The 20,189-nt window shown below is 51.7% G+C and carries 17 protein-coding genes; 13 read left to right on the top strand and 4 right to left on the bottom strand.

The window, feature by feature from the left end; all coding sequences use genetic code 11:
- Positions 1-32: 32 nt before the first annotated feature.
- From QZT18_RS09980 to QZT18_RS09955, 6 genes are all read left to right on the top strand, one after another.
- On the top strand, positions 33-404 hold the full coding sequence (locus tag QZT18_RS09980) for a helix-turn-helix transcriptional regulator (RefSeq protein WP_294147310.1): 372 nt from the start codon (positions 33-35) through the stop codon (positions 402-404).
- Positions 401-1,210, top strand: a complete 810-nt coding sequence (locus tag QZT18_RS09975; RefSeq protein ID WP_294147309.1) for a 4Fe-4S binding protein — start codon at positions 401-403, stop codon at positions 1,208-1,210. The genes QZT18_RS09980 and QZT18_RS09975 overlap by 4 nt, the downstream gene beginning before the upstream one ends.
- Complete coding sequence (locus QZT18_RS09970) at positions 1,174-1,911, top strand: HAD family hydrolase (protein WP_294147307.1); 738 nt, start codon at positions 1,174-1,176, stop codon at positions 1,909-1,911. Before QZT18_RS09975 ends, QZT18_RS09970 begins: the two co-directional genes overlap by 37 nt.
- Before the next feature lie 325 nt (positions 1,912-2,236).
- A complete protein-coding gene (locus tag QZT18_RS09965; RefSeq protein WP_294147305.1) occupies positions 2,237-3,625 on the top strand; it encodes an FAD-dependent oxidoreductase in 1,389 nt (462 codons plus the stop codon).
- Positions 3,626-3,680: 55 nt separating this feature from the next.
- Positions 3,681-5,069 carry a cytochrome c biogenesis protein CcdA gene (locus QZT18_RS09960; protein ID WP_294147302.1) on the top strand — a complete coding sequence of 463 codons (1,389 nt, stop codon included), beginning with the start codon at positions 3,681-3,683 and terminating at the stop codon, positions 5,067-5,069.
- A gap of 27 nt (positions 5,070-5,096) precedes the next feature.
- The gene (locus QZT18_RS09955) at positions 5,097-5,525 is read left to right on the top strand and encodes an Rrf2 family transcriptional regulator (RefSeq protein ID WP_294147300.1); all 429 of its coding nucleotides are present in this window, start codon (positions 5,097-5,099) and stop codon (positions 5,523-5,525) included.
- Between the two features lie 227 nt (positions 5,526-5,752).
- Here the strand turns inward: QZT18_RS09955 and QZT18_RS09950 are convergent, their stop codons facing one another.
- On the bottom strand, positions 5,753-7,126 hold the full coding sequence (locus QZT18_RS09950) for an MATE family efflux transporter (RefSeq protein WP_294147298.1): 1,374 nt from the start codon (positions 7,124-7,126) through the stop codon (positions 5,753-5,755).
- 162 nt (positions 7,127-7,288) lie between these two features.
- Complete coding sequence (locus QZT18_RS09945; RefSeq protein ID WP_294147296.1) at positions 7,289-7,795, bottom strand: flavin reductase; 507 nt, start codon at positions 7,793-7,795, stop codon at positions 7,289-7,291.
- A gap of 385 nt (positions 7,796-8,180) precedes the next feature.
- Between QZT18_RS09945 and QZT18_RS09940 the strand changes: the two genes are divergently transcribed.
- The gene (locus tag QZT18_RS09940) at positions 8,181-9,212 is read left to right on the top strand and encodes a hypothetical protein (RefSeq protein WP_294147294.1); all 1,032 of its coding nucleotides are present in this window, start codon (positions 8,181-8,183) and stop codon (positions 9,210-9,212) included.
- A gap of 73 nt (positions 9,213-9,285) precedes the next feature.
- Here QZT18_RS09940 and QZT18_RS09935 read toward each other — a convergent pair whose 3' ends face one another.
- Positions 9,286-10,104, bottom strand: coding sequence for a hypothetical protein (locus tag QZT18_RS09935; RefSeq protein WP_294147292.1), 819 nt, complete (start codon positions 10,102-10,104; stop codon positions 9,286-9,288).
- A gap of 199 nt (positions 10,105-10,303) precedes the next feature.
- On the opposite strand from QZT18_RS09935, the gene QZT18_RS09930 reads away from it, so the two are divergent.
- The 6 genes from QZT18_RS09930 (at position 10,304) to nrdG (ending at position 17,424) form a co-directional block, all read left to right on the top strand.
- Complete coding sequence (locus tag QZT18_RS09930; protein WP_294147290.1) at positions 10,304-11,416, top strand: collagen-like protein; 1,113 nt, start codon at positions 10,304-10,306, stop codon at positions 11,414-11,416.
- A 13-nt stretch (positions 11,417-11,429) separates the two neighbouring features.
- Positions 11,430-12,548 (top strand): collagen-like protein, encoded by a 1,119-nt coding sequence (locus tag QZT18_RS09925; RefSeq protein ID WP_294147288.1) that lies wholly within the window; start codon positions 11,430-11,432, stop codon positions 12,546-12,548.
- A 23-nt stretch (positions 12,549-12,571) separates the two neighbouring features.
- The gene (locus tag QZT18_RS09920; RefSeq protein WP_294147286.1) at positions 12,572-13,111 is read left to right on the top strand and encodes a hypothetical protein; all 540 of its coding nucleotides are present in this window, start codon (positions 12,572-12,574) and stop codon (positions 13,109-13,111) included.
- 138 nt (positions 13,112-13,249) lie between these two features.
- Entirely contained in the window at positions 13,250-14,170 is a 921-nt protein-coding gene (locus QZT18_RS09915) for a GerMN domain-containing protein (RefSeq protein ID WP_294147284.1), read from the top strand.
- Between the two features lie 515 nt (positions 14,171-14,685).
- Entirely contained in the window at positions 14,686-16,863 is a 2,178-nt protein-coding gene (gene nrdD, locus QZT18_RS09910) for an anaerobic ribonucleoside-triphosphate reductase (protein WP_294147283.1), read from the top strand.
- Positions 16,864-16,872: 9 nt separating this feature from the next.
- A complete protein-coding gene (gene nrdG, locus QZT18_RS09905) occupies positions 16,873-17,424 on the top strand; it encodes an anaerobic ribonucleoside-triphosphate reductase activating protein (RefSeq protein ID WP_294147281.1) in 552 nt (183 codons plus the stop codon).
- Between the two features lie 175 nt (positions 17,425-17,599).
- Here nrdG and thrS read toward each other — a convergent pair whose 3' ends face one another.
- The gene (gene thrS / locus QZT18_RS09900) at positions 17,600-19,561 is read right to left on the bottom strand and encodes a threonine--tRNA ligase (protein WP_366925848.1); all 1,962 of its coding nucleotides are present in this window, start codon (positions 19,559-19,561) and stop codon (positions 17,600-17,602) included.
- Positions 19,562-20,189 lie beyond the last annotated feature (628 nt).

Below are 20,189 nucleotides of genomic sequence, written 5' to 3'. Positions count from 1 at the left end.
GTAAATGACGGACGATTCAGGAGGGAGATTGCATGGAAAAAGATTCCTTTGAGGCGCGCAGACAGAGTTTTGCGGAGAAATTTGAACAGTGCCAGCCCGCGCTTTCAGCAGTGGGAGATGAGACGAGGCAGCTCATCATCAGAACGCTGATCGAGAATTGCGGGATTGGGGGAATCCGCGTCGGAGAGATACAGAAAAGCACGAACATTTCCAGAACCGCAGTTTCCCATCACCTGAAAATACTGAAAGAGGCAGGAATCATCACGGTACGCCAGTGCGGCACAAAGAACTTTTATTATCTGGACCCCGAAAGCAGCAGTATGAGGCGTATTGCAGAGTTCTGGAACGAGGCGGTGGAAATGATGGGGCGATGCCCTCGTGTGAGAGAGGAGAAGAAAGAATGAAACTTAATACAATGTATTTCAGCCCGACGGGCGGGACAAAAAAGGTGGCTGAGATTATCAGCCGCGGACTGGAAAGCAAAGAAGACGGTACGAAAGCGGTACATAGAGAGATTGATTTATCACTTCCTGAGGAGGATTATACACAGTACTGTTTTGGCGAGGAGGATGTCTGTATTATTGCGGTGCCGTCATTCGGCGGCCGTGTGCCTGCCGCAGCGCTGGAACGCCTTAAGATAATGGAAGGAGGAGGCTCCAGAGCCGTGCTGGTGGCAGTATACGGGAACAGAGCGTTTGAGGATACGCTTCTGGAGCTTGAAGATACGCTCCTTGCGGCCGGATTTGCTCCGGCGGCAGCCATTGCAGCGGTCGCGGAACACTCCATTATGCATCAGTTTGCCGGAGGAAGGCCGGACGCGGAGGATGAGAGAGAGCTGACCGATCTTGCGGTAAGGATTGAGGATATGTTATCGGAAGAAGGAGACAGGACGGCAGGCGGCATGGAGCATGCCGGAATTGCCGGTCTTCCCGGCAACCGCCCTTACCGGGAGTATAACGGCGTTCCATTCAAACCGGAAGGAGACAAATCATGTACAAAGTGCGGCCTGTGCGCGAAGAAATGTCCCGTCGGCGCAATCCCGGCCGACAATCCTTCCTCGGTTGACAAGGATAAATGCATTTCCTGTATGCGCTGCGTCTCAGTCTGTCCGCAGCATGCGCGGGATTTAAACAAAGTTCTGCTTTTTGGCGTCTCACAGAAGATGAAAAAGGTATGTTCAGGCAGGAAAGAGAACGAATTATTTATCTAAAGGAGACGGATCATATGCTGAAGGCGGTCTTTATCGACTATACCGGAACGATCATTGAGGAGGGCGGGGAGGATGCCTCGCAGATGCTGATGCGCTGTTATAAGAACAGTGATATCGGAAGCATCGGAGCCATGCTGGACTATTGGTGGAAACAGATTAAAAAGTTTGAGGCAGAAAGCTTCGGCGATAATTTCCTGACCCAGGATGAGATAGTGGAGCGGACACTGGAGCGCTGCGGGGCAGAGATCCATCTGAAGGAGAACTTCGACGAACTCCATGAACTGTGCCGGAGATTCTGGATGTATGCGCCGGCCTTTCCTGACGCGGCGGAATTCTTTGAGAGGTGCAGGCTCCCCATATATATCATAACGAATAATGGACTTCCCTATGTCGAAGAGGCAATGAGGGATAAAGGACTTGCCCCGGCCGGGATTATCTGCGGCGAGAGCGTCCGGGCATATAAACCGCACCGGGAACTATTTGAGCGGGCGCTTGAGGTAAGCGGATGCAGAGCGGATGAGGTAATACATATCGGTGATTCCGTGGAATCCGACGTGAAAGGGGCAATATCTGCCGGAATCCGGCCGGTACTTCTGGACCGGGAAGGAAAGAAGCAGTGCGGGGAGGCGGTGACAATCCGCACTCTCATAGACGTTCTGCCGCTCATTGACCGGGAATCGGTTCAGGATGCAAAATTATAATAACTAAGGAAAGATAGATAATTTGTGAATGAATGATAATTCGTGAAAAGATGACAATTCGTGAAAAGCAGAGGACGGCCGCCGTGACAAGGCGGAGCTCCTCTGCTTTTTTTGAGTGGCAATGAAAAGTTCGCGAAGCGTGCTTTTCGTTGTTTGGGCCATCATCTGTGGTCCGGAAGCGGGGGGAGCGTGGTTGTGAAACAAGAACGCCGCAAATCTTTTCAAAAAATCCTTGACAAACAAAACTGTATCTGCTAAAGTTACAGATAACAACTGTAATAAAAAAAGATACACATTGTGTATCGAACGGCAGGGAGATAAGATAATGGAACAGAAAGTGATAGAGATATCAGAAAATTATGACGCAATCATAATCGGCTTTGGAAAAGGCGGAAAGACACTGGCGAAAGAACTGGGAGATGCGGGACAGAAGACGGTGATGATTGAGAAATCCTCTAAAATGTATGGGGGAACCTGCCCGAATGTCGGATGTATACCGACCAAGTCGTATGTCTACAGGGCGGGACTCGCGGCAGCCGCGGGCGGCAGCTTTGAAGAGAGAGCGGCAGCATACAGGGAGGCCGTGGAACATAAAGATGAACTGACGGGCAGGCTGCGTGCAAAGAATCACCTGAAACTGTCGAGCCATCCGAATATTACGGTAATGGACGGTACGGCCCGGTTCGTTTCATCTCACGAGGTTGAGGTGGAGCATGAAGGTACGGTCACAAGGCTTGCGGGAAGCCGGATTTTTATAAACACTGGCGCTTCCGCTTTTATCCCTCCGATTGAGGGGATAAAAGGCAATCCTTTTGTATATACAAGCGAGACTCTTCTGGATCTGAAAGAACTTCCGAAAAAACTGGTGATTATAGGAGGAGGCTACATTGGAGTTGAATTTTCTTCCATCTATGCAAACTTTGGCTCAGAGGTGACGATTCTCCAGGATGAAGATGTATTTCTTCCCAGGGAGGATGCCGATATTGCAGATGCGGTGAGGAAATCACTGGCATTAAGAGGCGTTGAGGTACTGACCGGCGTAAAAGTAAGGTCGGTGCGGCAGGCGCAGGAGAATGCGGCGGTCACATTTGAAGACAGCAAAGGGGAAAAGACCCTGAATGCCGACGCGGTCCTTGTTGCAACGGGACGCAGGCCGGAGACGGGCAGCCTTAACCTGAAAGCAGCCGGTATTGAGGTGAATTCAAGAGGCGGAATCATCACCGATGACTCTATGATGACAACGGCCCCTGAAGTTTATGCAATGGGAGATGTGACGGGCGGTCTTCAGTTTACCTACATTTCACTGGACGACAGCAGAATCATTAAATCCAGGATTCTCGGTGACGGGAGCTATACCCTGAAGAAGAGAGGAGCCGTACCATACAGCGTTTTCCTGGCTCCGGCGTTTTCCAGAGTGGGGCTCAGTGAGAAGGATGCCATTGCGGCGGGATACCAGGTAAAGACTGCCAGGCTTGCCGCGGCGGATATTGTCAAATCAAAGGTGCTGGAGCAGACCGACGGCCTTTTAAAAGCTGTCATCGATGAGAAGACAGGACTGATACTGGGAGCCCACCTCTTCTGCGAGGAATCTTATGAACTGATTAATATCATCAAAATGGCCATGGATACAAATGCGCCGTACACCATGCTCAGAGACATGATTTTTACCCATCCCACGATGGCGGAAGCGTTTAACGACTTATTTGCCGTATAAACCGGCCGTAACAAGACGAAACTAGAATTTTACAAGACATAAAGGAGTGTACTATATGGGATTTTCATTAGATATCAGTGTACCGGTTCTGACAGTGTTTTTTCAGGGCCTGATCAGCTTTTTTTCACCCTGTGTACTGCCGCTGATACCGTTATACATCGGGTATCTGTCCGGAGGCACAGGAAGCCGGGGAGAGGACGGCAGAATCTATTATAAGAGAAGCAAGGTAATGACGCATACGCTTTTCTTCGTAATCGGAGTCAGCTTTGCATTCTTCCTTCTGGGGCTGGGATTTTCAGCCATGGGCAACTTCTTTAATAAAAATCAGCTTATGTTTGCGAGGGTCGGCGGCATCATCGTCGTACTATTCGGTTTGTATCAGCTCGGCGTTTTCGGGACCAGCACCATGCTCGGCAAAGAGAGAAGACTTCCTTTTAAACTTGATACCGTTGCCATGTCACCAATTACTGCCCTGATTATGGGCTTTACGTTCAGCTTTGCATGGACGCCCTGCGTAGGACCGGCTCTGGCCAGTGTTCTTCTGATGGCGGCCTCGGCCAGCACAAAAGCGATGGCCTTTATGCTGATAGGCGTTTACACGGCAGGTTTTGTGCTTCCGTTCCTGGCGGTCGGCCTGTTTACCACCTCCCTGCTGGAATTCTTTAAGAGCCATATGAATGTTGTAAAGTATACGGTAAGAGTCGGCGGAATCCTGATGGTATTCATGGGAATTCTGATGTTTACCGGAAAGATGAATGCTGTGACCGGCTATCTTTCCAAGCTTTCACCGCCTTCGGGAACAGAGTATAATACCGGCGCCGGCAGTACGGAGGAATCCACAGAGGAAGCTTCTAAAGAGGAAAAAACGGCCGAAGATACGTCAGAAAATGCGTCCCAGCCGGAAAGCGGAGAGACAGCGGCCGGAGAGACGGCGGGAAATAACGGTTCCGCAGCCGGAGAAACCGCTTCGGGTGAGACAGCGGCGGAGGAGCCTGTACTGATGCCGGCAATCGACTTTACCCTGACGGATCAGTTTGGCAATACCCATACGCTGTCGGACTATAAAGGAAAGACCGTTTTCCTGAACTTCTGGGCAACATGGTGTCCGCCGTGCCGCGCCGAGATGCCGGATATCCAGAAGCTTTACGACACTTATGACACGGAAGGCGACGATGCCCTGATTGTACTTGGAATTGCCGCGCCGAATATGGGAAGTGAGAAGTCGGAAGAAGGAATCAAAGAATTCCTGAGCGAAAATGGATATACCTATCCTGTAGTGATGGATACGACGGGGGAGATGTTTACAGCATACGGAATTTATTCTTTCCCGACTACCTTTATGATTGACCGTGACGGCAATGTATTTGGATATGCCAGCGGCCAGCTCAGCGAAGATATGATGAAGAGCATCATCGATCAGACGATGGCAGGAAAGAGAAATTAAGCGGACTGCCGCAAAGGGGATGAGAATATGACCAGCGAATTTACAATTGCAGTGCACGCCCTTGTATTTTTATCACACAAAGGGACGGTTTACTCCAGCGAAGGGCTCGCGGAGAATGTGTGCACAAATGCCGCCAGAATCAGGAAGGTTATGGCAAAACTTAAAAAAGCGAATCTGATTAAGACGAAGGAAGGAGCCGAGGGCGGATACCTTTTTCACAGGGACGCCTCGGAGGTGAATCTTTTAATGATTGCGGATGCGCTTCAGACTTCTTTTGTAACCACAGCATGGAAAAGCGGAGATCCCGAGAAAGACTGCCTTGTCTCATCGGGGATGGCGGGTATCCTGACGGAGATTTACGACGGACTTGACCAGAGATGCCGCGAACGGTTAAAAGAGATTACAATATCGGATATAGAAGACCGGATATTTGCGTCACATCCTGATAAGCGGTAAAAAAATCAAGGTATCAGAATAGAACGGAATAGAGATACGAATAGAACTGCGTAAAAAAACATGAAAAAAGATACGATTCAAACAAACGGCGCAGGCCTCCGGTTTGTCACAATGGAAAGTTGTGGCAAGCGGAGGCCTGCGCCGTCATGATTTCATGATTGAGCGGCAATGAAAAGTTCGCAAAGCGTGCTTTTCGCTGTTTTGTATGATTTCATCTCACTCTGCGTTCAGGCGGGCGGCAGGGTACGTTTTAAATATCTGACACAGTGCCGGAAAGCGGGAATCAGGAAGGCGTCGGCAAAAATCCATGCGAGCGGTGAGGCGAAGCAGACCGCAATATAGCCGAACACCGGTACAAAGACAAAACCGACCAGGGCTCTCGCCGCCATTTCGCAGACACCGGCCAGAACGGCAAAGAGGCTGAACCCCATACCCTGGATCGTGAAGCGCCAGACGTTTACGAATACGAGAGGGATATAAAACATGGAGTTATAAATCAGGAATTGATGGGCCTGGGCAATTACCTGCACCTCGTCCGCGTTTACAAAGAGAAGCGGAATCACATTGCCGAAAAAGAAAAGGACGGCAAAGGCGGCGACAGAGTAAACGGCTCCTATGACGGTCGCCGACTTTACACCCTGTTCGATCCGGGCGGCTTTACCCGCACCCACGTTCTGGCCCGCATAGGTGGCCATCGTGCCGCCGAGGGCGTCGAAGGGACAGCAGAAGAACATGCTGACTTTCTGGCCTGCGGTAACCGAAGCGACGGCAACGGAACCGAGGGTATTGATGGCAGTCTGTATCACGACGGAACCAATGGCCGTGATGGAGTACTGAAGCCCCATGGGAACTCCCATTTTGCAGAGAATGTAAATATGGCGGCCGCTGAACCGGGCTTCATCCCTGTTCATTTTCAGAATATCGAATTTCTTTTTCATGTAGAGCAGGCAGAGGATTCCGGATACGGCCTGTGAGATGACGGTTGCGTAAGCGGCCCCCGCCACGCCGGTGTGCAGGTTTACAATGAAAACGAGATCCAGGATGATATTTAAAATGCTTGAGAGGATCAAAAAGTACACGGGCGTTTTCGAGTCTCCCAGTGCGCGGATGATTCCGGCCAGGATGTTGTAGAGAAAGGTGGCCGGGATGCCGACGAAAATGAAAAAGATATAGTCGTAGGCTCCCTGGATAATATTCTCCGGCGTCCGCATCCATACGAGGATTGTCTTAGTCATCAGTGTGACGGAGACGGTCATGACCGCGGCAAATATCAGGGAAAGCCAGCCGGCGTTGGCGGTAAACCGCCTCATATCCTTATAATCGCGCGCCCCGAACCGCTGTGATACGGGGATGGCAAAACCCGAGCAGAGGCCGATGACAAAACCGTTAATCATAAAATTAACAGCGCCCGTGGAACCGACGGCGGCCAGGGCATCCACACCGAGAAATTTGCCGACAATCACGGTGTCCACCATACTGTAAAACTGCTGGAACAGCATGCCGAGCAGCATGGGAACGGCAAAGCCCAGAATCAGTTTTGCCGGGCTGCCGGAAGTCATGTCTTTGATGAGAGAGCGGGAAGTCTTTGTTTTTGTGTCCATAGATTGTCTGTATCCTCCAAATAAGCGGTAAATTCAAAAACTTTTTTAGATTCTACAGGAAAACCGGTTATTTTACAATCAGCAGATTTCACAAAATAAAGCGGAAATATGCGGGAAGGACAAACAGATGGACGGCCGCGGTTAATCCGAGTCTATAGGAAATCAGTCTTTTACAAGAATTTTCATTATTTCTGCCATATACATGGTGTGGTAGTCCTTATTGGGATACCACTTTGCATCGTTTTCTTTGGCGATGAAGTTCTCATACGGCATCTCATCCTGGTAAATCTTTTTGCAGACAAAGATGAGGTCCGCCTCTTCAAAAGCGGCGGTGCCGTCGGTAAAATACGGTGTGAGGCCGGTTTCAGCAGCCTTATCATGATCCCTGCCGGAAACAGAGCCGCAGATACTCAGGGCTTTTTTATATTCGGGACCGTAGAAAGAGAGGGTAAAGGTATCGTTTGCATCGACAAATTCTTTTGTATAGCGCTGAGGACGGATGTAGCAGGTTACCACATTCTTCCCCCAGAATACACCTGCTCCGCCCCAACTGGCGGTCATTGTGTTGAATTTCTTTTCATCTCCGGCCGTGATTAACATCCAGTCGGAACCGATTCTGGTAAATGGGTTAAACGTAAGTTCTTCCGCTTTTATTTCTCTAAAACTCATGGTATCGTCTCCTTTTCATAATGAAATATTATTGGTGCTATACAGTTATTTAGCACAAACTGCCGGAGAAATCAAGAATAACGCAGGCTTTTCATTACAATCAACGGAGTTTTTTGCCGTTTCTGTGCATCGCGCAGCGTGTTACTGGGCACGGAGTGAACAGTAACAAAAGAAGAATTACGGCAATGATTCATAATGTGGAATGGGGAGACAGAACGGGAAAAATGTGGTAAAATCATAGTGAACAGACCGGCCGGGCCGGTTTTATGCAGAATGGGGCGGCAGAGATGGATGAAGCGCCGCCGGATGCGGTATGGCCAGGTGCGGCGGAGACAGAGCCGGCACACTGAGAGCACGTTAAAAGTAATTTCAGGAGGAAGCAGTTATGAGAGACAAAAGAGTAAATGAGAAGAAAAACAGAATAAAGCCGGTCAGGACATGGCTCCTTCTTCTGGCCGCCGCCGGAATGACGCTTGCCGGTACAATCACGGCCATGGCGGAGGAGGATCGCACGCCTGTGGAGGATGTGGCGCTCGATGTGACGTCCTCGATTGAGGTGAAGGACAGCGGATCCGATGTGGAGGTGACGACCGACTCAGAAGGATGTTATATAGCGAATGTGGACGTGACCAACGAGCCGAACGGAGAGTGGAAACACAAAGACAAGCCCAAGGTGGAGGTGACGCTGGAGGCGGAGTCCGATTACTATTTTAAATCGGGATTCGGCAAGAAAAAAGTCAGCCTGACCGGTTCGAAGGGAACCGTAAGTTCCGTGAGAAGAAAGAGCGCGGAAGAACTGATCGTGACGGTGACCTTGAACGCCCTGAAGGCGGACGACAATGACTATGAGCTGGACACGGACGAAGTGGAGTGGAATGAATACAGCGGAGTGGGAGAGTGGAGCGACAGTGAGGACGCCACCTATTATGAGCTGCGTCTTTACCGTGACGACAAGTTTGTAACATCCGTCCGTCCGGTGAAAGAAACCTTTTATAATTTCTCGAAATACATTACCAGCGCGGGCACATACCGCTTTGAAGTGCGCGCTTACTATAATTCATCACGAAAAGGCGAGTGGCAGGAATCCGACACATTCGAGGTATCCGCGGAGAAAGCGGCGGAACTCACGGCGGCGGCCGCCTACAAACCGAGCGGCAGCGGTCCTGCGGCGGGAACCTGGAAGAGCGATGCGGTGGGCTGGTGGTACAGCAATTCGGATGGAACGTATGTAACGAATAACTGGCAGCAGATCGACGGAAAATGGTACTTCTTCAATGAACAGGGATACAGGGTGACCGGATGGGTCAACTGGAAGGAAAAATGGTATTTCCTGAATGAGAATGGGGAGATGATGACGAATTCGGCGACGCCGGACGGCAAATATGTCGGCGAAGACGGCGTTCTGGCCCAGCAGTGACAGCAGCATGACGAAAACCCGGTCCGCAGAACTTCCTTCTGCGGACCGGGTTTTTCGATTGCGGTAAACGGCATTAGATACCCGTGACCCGCAGCATTCCCATCTCCACAACGGCTGTTTCCGGTTCTTTCAGTACAATCAGGAGCGGGGCCTGCGTCAGGGAGCAGAATGTATCGGGGGACAGGATGGCGCTCCCGGCCAGATGAAATCCTTCTCCGCCGCGTCCGGCAGGCGCGCTCAGCGATAACAGGGGCAGATACTGCCGTCCGCACACGGTTTCAGCGCAGATGGCGGCCTGATGCGAGCCGGGATCGTGTCCGGGCAAATGGGAGCCGGAACCGTGTGCGGCTGAACAGGAGCCGGGGCAGCGCAGCCGGAATTCCATATCGAGCAGATACGGCCTCTTTTCCTTCAGGCAGTACAGGGCGGAGCGGCAGTCTTCTTTGTCCGGCTCTTTTCCGGTACCGCAGTTATCATACAGTTCGGAACTTATCATGGGAACCGGGCAGCCCTGCCGTATCACGGTGCCCGGAAGCACATAAAAGGTGTCACAGGTGGATTCCTCCCCCTGCTCCCCGCAGGAAGCGCAGCCTGTCCCGCCCTGTTCAATCGCGTCCAGGACACAGCACATCTTGCGTTTCAGCAGCATCTGGTTGAAGGTAACGTTTTCCATAACGTCGGAAATGCTTCTGTTCAGTTCTGTCAGTTCCCTGCATTGGCAGGCGCAGGGCTTTCCGTCCGCGGCCGGAAAAAAGTGTTTCAGTTTCTCGCTTTCCGCATTCATAATGTGGCTGAGCGCAATCTCTTCCAGAGCGATTGAGCCCAGTATCATATTAAATGCCTGATCGCGTGTAATATCAATCCCCTTGTCGGGAAAAGCGGGCATGGACATGGCGTACCTCCTGTTGGACTGCTCCGGAATACAACAGCCGTTTTCAGGCGCTGTAAAAATGTCTCTATGAGATATGGTATTCGATTTCCGGAAAAAGGTTCGTCCGGCGGCAAGTGGCAAACGGGCTTAAAAAGACATATCATACAGGAGGTGGACATACCGAAAATTCACCGAATTACTCTGAAGGGAGAAAATAGAAATGTCACAGCCCAGTTTTCCAACAAATAATCCGCCAATCAGCCGTGAGGATGCAGTGAACCAGATACTTGCATCGATTGCGTATGAGGAACTCGGATTGAGCCATGTGATTAACACGGAAGGTGAGAAATTACAATATATTCTGGGCACGCTGCCCGGCCTGAGCGGGCCTCCCGCAACAGTGCAGGATGTGCTGGACGCCAATAAGAGCGTCCGTTCCCTGCTTGAGACGGCAGCCCAGAACCAGCTTTTTTTCAAGGCCAAGATGCAGGCGGCGCTGGCTTCCTCTGAAATGCAGGGAGCGACCGGAGCAACCGGCCCCACCGGAGCGGCAGGACCGGCAGGAGGCCCGACCGGCCCGACGGGAGCGACGGGAGCCACCGGCCCGACCGGAGCCACGGGAGTAACAGGAGCGACGGGAGTGGCGGGAGCGACCGGAGCCACCGGTCCGACCGGTTCCACCGGAGCAACCGGAGCCACCGGCCCCACGGGAGCGACCGGAACAACAGGAGCGACGGGAGTACCGGGCCCCATGGGAAACGCGGGAGCCACCGGAGCCATAGGCGCCACAGGAAGCATAGGCCCGACAGGCCCAACCGGAGTAACAGGCCCGACAGGTCCGACCGGAGCCACGGGGACTACGGGAGTTACGGGGCCGACAGGTGCAAACGGAGCCACAGGACCTACGGGAGCCACGGGAACCAATGTGACGGCGACGTCGGCTTTTGCCGCCAACACATCGGGAACATCCCTTTCGGTCGTGACGGCGGGAGTGGCCGTTCCCCTTCCAAACGCTCAGGTTCTGCCCGCCAACATCTCGGTTGACAGCGGAAACACAATCTTTACGATAAATGCAGCCGGACGCTACCGCCTGGCCTACCATTTAAATACAACAGCAGCTTTGATTGCCGGTACAAGACTGATTATTAACGGAGCCGCCAATGTGGCTTCCACCGTGACGCCGGTCGTATCACTTTCAAACTTTTCTAATGAGATTATGTTAGATGTAACACAGGGAACCACGGTAACTCTGCAGGTGTATGGCATTGTCTCCACCGCCGTACTGCTTTCGGGGGCTGCGGGAGCGTCGCTTATGATTACGCGCCTGAGTTAAAGGAGGGAGAGAGATGTCGAAACCGGAATTTTCAGAAGTGAATCCTCCTCTTAAAAGAAATGAGGTTCTGAACCAGGTTATTTCCTCCATTGCTTATGAGGAACTGGGAATGAGCCATATCATCAACGCGGAGGGTGAAAAAATGCAGTTTGTCCTCGGTACGATACCGGGGCTGACGGGAGGAAATGCAAACCTTGAACAGGTGATGGATGTCAATGAGAGCGTTGAGGCGACACTGGATCACATTCTGTATAACCAGATTATGACAAATGAAAAAATGAAAGCCGCCATGGATGCTCCGGCTTATGCGGGCGCAACGGGACCTACGGGGCCGACCGGGCCAACCGGTTCGGCGACCGGTGCGGCAGGACAGAGCGGAGTCACCGGTGCGGAGGGAGCCATTGGCGCCACCGGCCCGACAGGGGCTACGGGGATCCGGGGAATCACGGGAGCTACGGGGGCCACCGGCCCGACCGGAGCCATCGGTCCGACCGGATCTACGGGAGCAACCGGGGCAGTGGGAGCAACCGGAGCCATAGGAGCCACGGGAGTGACCGGTCCCACCGGTGATACGGGAGCGGCGGGAGCCACGGGGGCCACCGGAGCGGATGGCCCGGCAGGTCCTACGGGAGCCAACGGCCCGGGTGGAGCAACCGGAGCGGAAGGACCCGCGGGCAGTGTCGGAGCCGCGGGGGCAGCCGGAGATCCCGGTCCCAACCCGACGGCAACGGCGGCGTTTGCGGCCAATACCACCGGCGGTTCAATTGCCATCGCACTGGGCGGCACAAACATTGCGCTGCCCGATGCACAGCTGATGTCCTCAGATATTACGGCGGGGAGCGGAAACACGGTCTTTACGGTCAATACGGCGGGAAGATACAGGATTTCCTATCACATTAATACTTCGCTTGCAATCCTGATGGGCGCCAGACTCCGGATCAACAGCGTCAATAACGCCGCCTCCACCATTTCACCGATTGTGACTCTGTCCAACTTCTCCAATGAGATTGAAATCGATCTCGGGGCAGGTTCCACCGTGTCACTTCAGATGTATCCGGCCCTGGTTGCCGGAGTGGCTGTGCTTCTCACCACGGGAGCGGGAGCTTCCCTGATGATTATAAGGCTCAGTTAATCAGAAAGGCGTGGGAATGAGAGATGAAACGGATTTTCAAATGTAAATGGATCCGGCCGGAGCTTGCCAGAATACACCTGGTGGATAAATGCCTGATTGTGTTTATGGCGGTTCTGCTTCTGCAGTCCGCATACAGCCTTCTGGTGCATCCGGGCGGCTGGGCGCAGGGAAGCGAAATCGACGTGATCGTCAGAACCTCTGCTGCTGCTATTTTTGGATATTTTTTGAGCGCCAATTTTATACACCACAGTTCCTCTGCGGCGGAACCGCAGGATGAGAGGATGGAGGAACAGAGTGTGGACAGCCGGAGCGGGGAAAGTCAGGAACCGGCTGTTAAAGATAAAGAAGGAACGTATATCGAGGCAAGCCGCCTGCAGATTCTGATGGCGGCGGCCGTCGGACTGTTCTGCCTTATAACGCTGATTCTGCTTAGGAATGCCGGGGCATTGGGCGCGGCCATAGAGACAACACCCTCCGTGACGGCCACGGTCGCCCAGTTTCGGGACTTTGTATCCGGCTGCGTCGGCTTCCTGATTGGATGTCCGACGGACCGGCAGGGATGACTGCAGATGGGCGGACGGTATGATGGGAAATACAAAATATTGTAAGAATACGTAATAGAATCTCTATCAAAAACAGGCTTCTCCTGTGCTACAATAAAACAAAAGACCCCGTTTTACCGCAGCACAGGAGGAGATATTATGAAAAAAAGAACAAGTTCGGCAAAACGTATTACAGGTATTATGCTCATGGCTGCGCTGGCCCTGTCTTTGACGGCGTGTTCGGCGGGACGAAAGAGCGGAGAAACGAATTTGCCGGGAAAGAGCTCTGAGATTGAAGAAGGAGAGATTCCTGGCAGCAGCGTTCCGGCCGACAGAGATGCCGCCGTGGAACAGAGCCGGGCAGCCATTGAGACGGATGAAGAGAAACAGATGAGTGAAACGCAGGATGAAGCCGGAACGAAAGTGACGATATACCGCGGCAACGATACGGTGGAGATGATGGTGACGGAAGAGGCGCTGATTCCTGAATTAACTGCCGAAAACCTGGCGGACGCGCTGATTGGAGCAGGCGTCCTGGAGGAGGGCGTGAAAGTAAATTCATTGGAAGTGTCGGAAAAAGAGGGGATGATCTATCTGGAGCTCGATTTCAATGAAGCATTCCTCAAAAGGCTTAACAGCATGGGAACCTCGGGAGAGTATTTCTATATGGGAGGCGTTGTCAACACGTTTCTGAAGGCGTTTGACGCATATGCGGTAAAGATCACCGTCGATGGAGCACCGGCCGAGAGCGGCCATAACATCTACAGCGAATATCTCCGCTTTTTCCGGCCCAATCCGGGAAACATGACGGGCAAATACAAATTCGTGGCTTCGGAGGAGGTTCTCAAACCATTCGTGGAGCTTGGTGAGGACGGCCGTTTTGTATTTGAATATTCAATCCTGATGAGTTCTATTCCGATGGGAGACTATGAGCTGGAGAACGGCAGGGTGGTAATGAAACGGCAGGGAACCGACGCAGTCTACGTGTTTGACATCCAGGGGGAAGACCTGGTGTATGACAAGGACGGCTCCTCTGATACCGGACTGGAGGATAAAGCCGTGTTTGAGCCGAGTTACTGATAACCGGGCGGACCACCGAAAAGAACATAGTTTATGGCCAGGCGGTTCTGCATCCAAATCCGCGGATGCAGAACCGTTCTGCGTCCGGCTTTCGGGCGCAGAAATATCCATACCCCATATATGGTAATTTATGGCAAAAATTTATAATGGCGGGGTGCAGAAATCCGGGGCATTTTTTACCATAAATGCCTCACATTCCTTTGAATTCAGGCATTTTCCAGCATCGGGACCAAAGGTACGGCATTGAAAGAATCAGTAATAAAACACAACATATGGTAGTGTGAAAAGAAAAACGAACTAATATATGGTATTTTGATGTTGACAGTATTTACATCCTGGCTTATACTAATAAAGCACAAGCGATACCGGAACGCACCGCGTGAAGGCTACCGCCGCAACAACGAAAAGCACGGTTTTCCGGCTTTTTATTGTCAAACAACCAATGGATGCCGGACCGGCGGTCCGGCTCACAATACTACCATATATAGAATGAGTTACAGGAGGAAGTTTGGGGTATGAAGATTATCAAACGAAACGGATCTGAAGCAGTCTTTGACATATCAAAGATTATGATGGCGGTCAGCAAAGCCAATGAGGTCGTTCAGGCGAACCAGCAGCTTAGCAAAGAGCAGATTGACGCCATTGCCGACCAGGTAGAACAGGTATGCAGCACAAGGCCGCACACGATGAGTGTGGAGGAGATCCAGGATCTCGTCGAGAACCAGATCATGGAGCAGCAGGCCTTTGAGGTGGCGAGAAAGTATATCACATACCGTTACATCAGAACTTTGAAACGTACCAGCAACACGACGGACGATAAGATTCTGAGCCTGATCGAATGTAATAATGAGGACGTAAAGCAGGAGAATTCCAACAAGAACCCGACCGTGAACAGCGTGCAGCGTGATTATATGGCAGGCGAGGTCAGCAAGGATTTGACCACACGCCTTCTGCTTCCGCAGGAAGTGGTGGAAGCCCACGAGCAGGGAATCATCCATTTCCACGATTCCGACTACTTTGCACAGCACATGCACAACTGCGATCTTGTCAATTTAGAGGACATGCTGCAGAACGGCACCGTTATCAGCGGTACGGGAATCGATAAACCGCACAGTTTTTCCACGGCCTGTAATATCGCTACCCAGATTATTGCCCAGGTGGCCAGCAGCCAGTACGGCGGCCAGAGCATCAGCCTGACCCATTTGGCTCCCTTTGTAGACGTGAGCCGCAGGAAAATCCGCCAGAGCGTGCAGGAAGAGATGGCAAGCTTAGGGATCAGCGCTACCGACGCCCAGATTAAAGAGATGGTGAACAAGCGCCTGAAAGAGGAGATCAGCCGCGGCGTACAGACGATCCAGTATCAGGTTGTAACCCTGATGACCACCAACGGCCAGGCTCCGTTTGTCACCGTATTCATGTATCTCAACGAAGCGCGCAATCAGCAGGAGAAGGAAGATCTGGCGCTGATTATTGAAGAGACGCTGCTTCAGCGTTACCAGGGCGTAAAGAATGAGGAAGGCGTCTGGGTAACACCGGCATTTCCAAAGCTGATTTACGTGCTGGAGGAGGATAACCTGAAAGAGGGAACGCCTTATTTCTATTTGACGAAGCTGGCGGCCAAATGTACGGCCAAGAGAATGGTTCCCGACTATATCAGTGAGAAGATTATGCTCCAGAACAAGGTCGATAAGAATGGCGACGGCCATTGCTATACCTGTATGGGCTGCAGAAGCTTTCTGACCCCATATGTGGATCCTGAGACGGGAAAAGCAAAATATTACGGCAGATTTAATCAGGGCGTTGTGACAATCAACCTGGTGGATCTGGCACTTTCAAGCGAAGGGGACTTCGATAAATTCTGGGAGCTTTTTGACGAACGTCTGGAGCTCTGCCATGAGGCGCTGATGTGCAGACACAACCGCCTTAAGGGAACCCTGTCCGATGCGGCTCCTATTCTATGGCAGCACGGCGCTCTGGCCCGGCTTGAGAAGGGGGAGGTAATTGATAAACTTCTTTACGGAGGGTATTCCACCATCAGTCTCGGATATGCAGGTCTCTATGAGTGCTGTAAATATATGACCGGCAAATCCCACACCGCTCCGGATGTGACTCCGTTTGCCATGAAGGTGATGCAGCATATGAACGATATGTGTGCAAAGTGGAAAGCAGAACACAATATCGATTTCAGCTTATACGGAACTCCGCTTGAGTCCACCACATACAAATTCTCTAAATGCCTGCAGAAGCGTTTCGGCCTCGTAGAGGGAATTACCGATAAGGGATATATCACAAACAGCTACCATGTCCATGTATCCGAAGAGATCGACGCCTTTACAAAACTGCAGTTTGAGAGCCAGTTCCAGAAGCTTTCACCGGGCGGAGCCATCAGCTATGTGGAAGTGCCGGATATGCAGGATAACCTGGAGGCCGTCATCAGCGTACTGCAGTTTATTTACGACAACATTATGTATGCAGAGCTGAACACGAAATCCGATTACTGCCAGGAATGCGGCTACGACGGGGAGATACGTATCGTGGAGGATGACGGAAAGCTTGTCTGGGAATGCCCGAGCTGTAAGAACCGCGATCAGTCCAAGATGAACGTAGCCAGACGTACCTGCGGATATATCGGAACACAGTACTGGAACCAGGGACGTACCGAAGAAATCCGTGACAGGGTTCTTCATCTGTAGGAGATAACGATGAACTATGCCAATATCAAATACTGTGATATCGCCAACGGAACCGGTGTGAGGACCAGCCTTTTCGTATCGGGCTGCACCCACCGCTGTCCCGGATGCTTTAACAGCGAGGCCTGGGATTTCGGTTTTGGCGGACCATTTACGGAAGAGACGCAGCAGAAAATTATAGACAGCCTGAAACCGGCCTATGTTGCGGGACTGAGCCTCCTTGGAGGCGAACCGATGGAACCGGCCAACCAGCGGGCGCTTCTTCCTTTCATCAGGAAAGTAAAGTCCTCCTGCCCAGGAAAGGATATCTGGTGCTACACCGGGTATACGCTGGACAAGGATTTGACGGAAGGCGGGAGAGCGCACTGCGAGGCCACGGACGAATTGCTCGGATACCTGGATATTCTGGTAGACGGCAGGTTTGTGGAGGAGGAGTACGATATCACCCTCCGTTTCAGAGGTTCGAAAAACCAGAGGCTCATCGACCTTCCCGCCTCACTCAGGGAAGGCAGAGTTGTACTCTGGCAGGACGATCCCATGTTTGCAGGGCACGAAAAGAGATAAACAGAAGGTAAAATAGAAGGTAAAACAGAAGATTAAGATAGTAGGTAAATGAAGAAGGAGCACCGCTCCTGATGAGAAATCACATTGATTTCATATCAGGAACGGTGCTCCTTCTTTCACTGAGTGGCAATGAAAAGTTCGCGAAGCGTGCTTTTTCCTTCTTTTACAGGAATTTTTATGCCTCGCTCACTTCTTCACGAATCTCTTTTGTCCGGATTTCCTTACAAATCTGCTCAATGAATTCGCCGAGCGGTTTTACGCCCTCGTCGCCTGCAAAACGGCTTCTGACGGAGACCGTCTTATCAGCCTCTTCCTGCTGTCCGACTACCAGCATATAAGGAACCTTGTCAAGTCTCGTCTCGCGGATTTTATAGCCAATCTTTTCGGAGCGGCTATCCAGAGTGCAGGAGATACCGTTTTTCTTTAATTCCTTCTCTACTTCTTCCGCGTATGACTCATATTTGTCTGAGATTGGAAGGACCCTCACCTGCTCGGGGCAGAGCCAGGTCGGGAACTTGCCGGCATATTTTTCGATAAGCCATGCCAGAGTTCTTTCATAGCAACCCATAGATGTCCTGTGGATGACATAGGGGCGTATCTTTTCACCGTTCTGGTCGATGAAATACATATCAAAATTCTCGGCAATGGCACAGTCTAACTGGATTGTGATCATCGTGTCCTCTTTGCCGTACACGTTCTTTGCCTGGATGTCGATCTTCGGGCCGTAGAATGCGGCTTCGCCGTCGGCCTCTGTAAACGGAACCTGTTTTTCTACCAGCAGGTCACGGATCTTGCCCTGTGTCTTTTCCCAGTACTCCTCATCCCCGAGATATTTTTCGCGGTTGTTGGGATCCCATTTGGACAGACGGTAAGTCACGTCATCCTGAAGTCCCAGAGTAGTCAGACAGTGGACGGCCAGATCCAGGCAGCCGGCCAGTTCTTCCTCCACCTGGTCGGGACGGATAATCAGATGGCCCTCGGAGATGGTAAACTGACGGACGCGTGTCAGGCCGTGCATCTCGCCGGAGTCCTCATTCCGAAACAGGGTGGAGGTTTCGCTGTAGCGCAGCGGCAGCTCGCGGTAGGAGTGCTGGTCGTTCTTGTATACGTAATACTGGAACGGACAGGTCATTGGACGGAGTGCGAAGACTTCCTTGTCTTTTTCCTCGTCTCCCAGGACAAACATGCCGTCCTTATAGTGATCCCAATGGCCGGAAATCTTATATAAATCGGATTTGGCCATCAGAGGAGTTTTGGTACGGATGTAACCCCACTCATTGTCCTCCAGGTCTTCGACCCAGCGCTGCAGGGACTGGACGATTTTGACGCCCTTCGGCATCAGCAGGGGAAGGCCCTGACCGATGACGTCGACCGTGGTGAAAAGACGCATCTCACGGCCCAGTTTGTTGTGGTCGCGTTTTTTAATATCCTCCAGATGTTCCAGGTAGGCGTTTAACTCTTCTTTTGTGGCAAAAGCGGTTCCGTAGATTCTCTGGAGCTGGGCCTTGCTGGAATCGCCTCTCCAGTAAGCCATGGAGGAGGAGATAAGCTTGAATGCCTTGATTGGTTTCGTGCTCATCAGGTGAGGTCCGGCACAGAGGTCGGTAAAATCGTCGCCCTGTCGGTAGAATGAGATTTCTTCTCCCTCGGGAAGCGCCTCGATGAGTTCCACCTTGTATGGTTCCTCCCTCTCCTCCATAAGGCGGATGGCGGCAGCTTTTTCAAGCGTGAATTTCTCGAGTTTCTGTCCCTGTTTGATGATTTTTTTCATCTCTTTTTCCAGATTGTCAAGATCTTCTCTTGTAAATGGTTCCGTGTCAAAATCGTAGTAAAAACCATTTTCAATGGACGGGCCGATGGTCAGTTTGGCCTGGGGACGCATCCGCTTAACGGCTTCAGCCAGGACATGGGAACAGGTGTGACGGATGGCGGAAAGTCCTTCCGGATCCTTTGCGGTCAGGATATTTAAGGTACAGTCGCTGTCCACAACGGTTCTGAGATCCGCGGTTTTACCGTCAATCTCTCCGGCACAGGCAGCGCGCGCAAGGCCTTCGCTGATGTCGAAAGCAATGTCAATGATGGATTTCGGTTCGGAATATTCTTTCCGGGAACCGTCTTTTAATGTGATGATCATAATTTGTCTCCTTTATGGTATGAATGTGTTTAACGATTCTGAAGGTAATGTCCCGCCCGGCGTTTTCCGTTCAGGACGCCTTTACAGACCCGGGAACTGCGTTCCCGATCAAAAAAAGCCCTCCTGCAGCACAACTGCTGCAAGGGGCGGGCATATCTGCTCGCGGTTCCACCCTTTTTATATGGTTGGCGGTGAGAAACGCTACTGCGCTTTCCATCACCGTGCCGGAAATCCGGCTGGTTAACCTCTCATTTAGTATGATGAAAAACAGCGGATACACTTTTCATCATATCGGATGATAACGGAATCACCGGGCCGTATTAAGGCCGCTCCGGGCTGGTAACAGCGGCTTCCCAATAAGGCGCTTCCACCCGATGCGTCTCTCTCTGGATTGTTGTGCGTGCTGCAGGTCCCTTCATAGCGTTTGGACTGTTCAATTTTCCTTTTTATTATAGCATGGAAGGGGGATTTGTCAAAGGGTTTAATTTTAGTTGGGATGTGAGGACGGTTCTGTAAGACGGCGGACGGGGGAGGGATTGTGTGATGAGTCTTCAGTCCCGGTTTGTAGGTTGTCGCGAGGGGGAATCCAGGAGAAAAAATTCCTACGGGGACTCGCTCCCGCTTGTGGAAT

The organism is uncultured Clostridium sp., from assembly GCF_900547735.1.
Taxonomy (GTDB): Bacteria; Bacillota; Clostridia; order Lachnospirales; family Lachnospiraceae; genus Otoolea.
This window is presented reverse-complemented; position numbering and strand designations above follow the sequence as displayed.

Bases quoted from the DNA above. Each gene is read 5' to 3' on its own strand.
- QZT18_RS09975 (WP_294147309.1), top strand. From the start codon at position 401: ATGAAACTTAATACAATGTATTTCAGCCCGACGGGCGGGACAAAAAAG.
- QZT18_RS09950 (WP_294147298.1), bottom strand. From the start codon at position 7,126: ATGGACACAAAAACAAAGACTTCCCGCTCTCTCATCAAAGACATGACT.
- QZT18_RS09965 (WP_294147305.1), top strand. From the start codon at position 2,237: ATGGAACAGAAAGTGATAGAGATATCAGAAAATTATGACGCAATCATA.
- QZT18_RS09935 (WP_294147292.1), bottom strand. From the start codon at position 10,104: ATGTCCATGCCCGCTTTTCCCGACAAGGGGATTGATATTACACGCGAT.
- QZT18_RS09970 (WP_294147307.1), top strand. From the start codon at position 1,174: ATGTTCAGGCAGGAAAGAGAACGAATTATTTATCTAAAGGAGACGGAT.
- QZT18_RS09955 (WP_294147300.1), top strand. From the start codon at position 5,097: ATGACCAGCGAATTTACAATTGCAGTGCACGCCCTTGTATTTTTATCA.
- QZT18_RS09920 (WP_294147286.1), top strand. From the start codon at position 12,572: ATGAAACGGATTTTCAAATGTAAATGGATCCGGCCGGAGCTTGCCAGA.
- QZT18_RS09945 (WP_294147296.1), bottom strand. From the start codon at position 7,795: ATGAGTTTTAGAGAAATAAAAGCGGAAGAACTTACGTTTAACCCATTT.
- QZT18_RS09930 (WP_294147290.1), top strand. From the start codon at position 10,304: ATGTCACAGCCCAGTTTTCCAACAAATAATCCGCCAATCAGCCGTGAG.
- QZT18_RS09940 (WP_294147294.1), top strand. From the start codon at position 8,181: ATGAGAGACAAAAGAGTAAATGAGAAGAAAAACAGAATAAAGCCGGTC.
- QZT18_RS09960 (WP_294147302.1), top strand. From the start codon at position 3,681: ATGGGATTTTCATTAGATATCAGTGTACCGGTTCTGACAGTGTTTTTT.
- QZT18_RS09925 (WP_294147288.1), top strand. From the start codon at position 11,430: ATGTCGAAACCGGAATTTTCAGAAGTGAATCCTCCTCTTAAAAGAAAT.
- nrdG (WP_294147281.1), top strand. From the start codon at position 16,873: ATGAACTATGCCAATATCAAATACTGTGATATCGCCAACGGAACCGGT.
- nrdD (WP_294147283.1), top strand. From the start codon at position 14,686: ATGAAGATTATCAAACGAAACGGATCTGAAGCAGTCTTTGACATATCA.
- QZT18_RS09915 (WP_294147284.1), top strand. From the start codon at position 13,250: ATGAAAAAAAGAACAAGTTCGGCAAAACGTATTACAGGTATTATGCTC.
- QZT18_RS09980 (WP_294147310.1), top strand. From the start codon at position 33: ATGGAAAAAGATTCCTTTGAGGCGCGCAGACAGAGTTTTGCGGAGAAA.